Below are 1,601 nucleotides of genomic sequence, written 5' to 3'. Positions count from 1 at the left end.
GCCCGACCGGCTCGCGGACGAGGTGCGCCGCCGCGGACACGTCCACGCCGACGATCTGCGGCTGCTCGGCCTCGACCCCGACGAGCTGCAGACGGACGGCCCCGACGGCGACGACCCCCCGCCTCCACCGGTGCCGGAGCGCAACGTCAGACGCATCGCGGACTGGTTCGTCGCTCGCGAGGTGTGGCAGGCCTGGACGGATGCGCTCGAGGCCGGGACAGCGGCATACGCCACGAGCCACCCGCTCGACCCCTGGCCGAGCGAGGCGCACGCGCTCGAGTCGGCAGGCATACCCGACCGGGCGGTGTTGGCAGCAGTGGCAGGGGCCCTCGGCTACGACGTGCGCGACGGGCGCGTGCTCCGGGCGGACGTCGCGCCCGACCTCGGCCGTGCCCGGGCGGCGGTCGACCGGGTCGTGGCCCGCCTGACGGCGGACCCGTTCGACGCCCCGGAGCAGCACGAGCTGCAGGCCGACGCGCTCGGCGTGCGCGAGCTCGCGGCGGCCGAGACGCTCGGGCTGCTCCTACGGCTGGGCGACGGCATCGTCGTGCTTCCCACGTCACCGGCCCGGGCGATGCGGATCCTCGCCGGGCTGCCGCAGCCGTTCACGACGAGCGACGCCCGGCAGGCGCTCGGCACGACCCGCCGCGTCGCGATCCCGCTACTCGAGCACCTCGACCGCCGCGGCTGGACCCGCCGGCTCGACGGCGCGCACCGCGAGGTCGTCAGGAGCCGGGGCTAGCGGCGCACCTCACCCTCGGGCGCCTGGCGGAGGGTGACGCAGCACCGGCCCTCGCCCGGGTCGAGCGTCGCCCGGACGCCGCCGGGGGCGAGTGCGTCCGTGAGCCCGGCGATGAGGGCGTGGTTGAGGGTGCAGACCAGCTCGGTGTGGGTGGCGACGAGCGAGTGGAACGGGCAGTTGGCCATGATGACCCGGTCCGCGTCCCACCGCGGCTCGTAGCCGTGCTCGGCGAGCACCGCGACGACCCTGTCCACCGGGGTGTCGCCCTCGCCGCCGTGCCGACCGGCCTCCGAGCCGCCGCCCCCGTCCCCGGCGCCCCCATCCCCGGTGCCAGGCGTCGTCCGGGCCCGCGCCGCCTCGCCGAGGGCGTGGCCACGCGCCACCGCCGTCGAGCGCAGCGCCTCGGCGATGGGAACGTCCGAGCGCATCGACGCGTCGATCGCGTCGGCCATGATCTGGCCGGCGAGCTCGTACTGGCGATGCGGCAGCGACACGGCAATGTCGCGGTCGGCCCGCCGGTAGACCTTGGCGGGCCGCCCGGCGCCGGGGCCGGAGCGGCCGGTCAGGCGTGCGTAGTCGGCGACGAGCAACCCGTCGGACTCCAGCCGGTCGAGGTGGAACTTGGCCTGGTGCCGTGGGATGCCGACCGCCTCGGCGGCCGCGTCCCGGCCGACCGGCTCGGGCTGAGCGCAGACGAACCGGTAGAGGTCGCGCCGCACTGGGTCGACGAGGGCACCGATGCCGGCGAGGTCCGCCTCGAAGGACGTCTCGGGGCCGGTCCCATTTCTATCGGACGATTTCATTGACGCTACACCACTTCCGGTTCTAAATTCGACTATATCGTCCGTTAGAAGGAGCG

2 protein-coding genes are annotated in these 1,601 nt (G+C 75.0%); one reads left to right on the top strand and one right to left on the bottom strand.

The features are described from left to right. Positions 1–742, top strand: a 742-nt coding sequence (locus N864_RS22110; protein WP_034722618.1) for a SelB domain-containing protein, incomplete at its 5' end; no start/stop codon positions are given. Here the strand turns inward: N864_RS22110 and N864_RS22105 are convergent. Beyond that, positions 739–1,545 carry a helix-turn-helix transcriptional regulator gene (locus N864_RS22105; RefSeq protein ID WP_051518935.1) on the bottom strand — a complete coding sequence of 269 codons (807 nt, stop codon included), beginning with the start codon at positions 1,543–1,545 and terminating at the stop codon, positions 739–741. The genes N864_RS22110 and N864_RS22105 overlap by 4 nt on opposite strands. Positions 1,546–1,601 lie beyond the last annotated feature (56 nt).

It is taken from the genome of Intrasporangium chromatireducens Q5-1, from assembly GCF_000576575.1.
Lineage (GTDB): Bacteria > Actinomycetota > Actinomycetes > Actinomycetales > Dermatophilaceae > Intrasporangium_A > Intrasporangium_A chromatireducens.
This window is presented reverse-complemented; position numbering and strand designations above follow the sequence as displayed.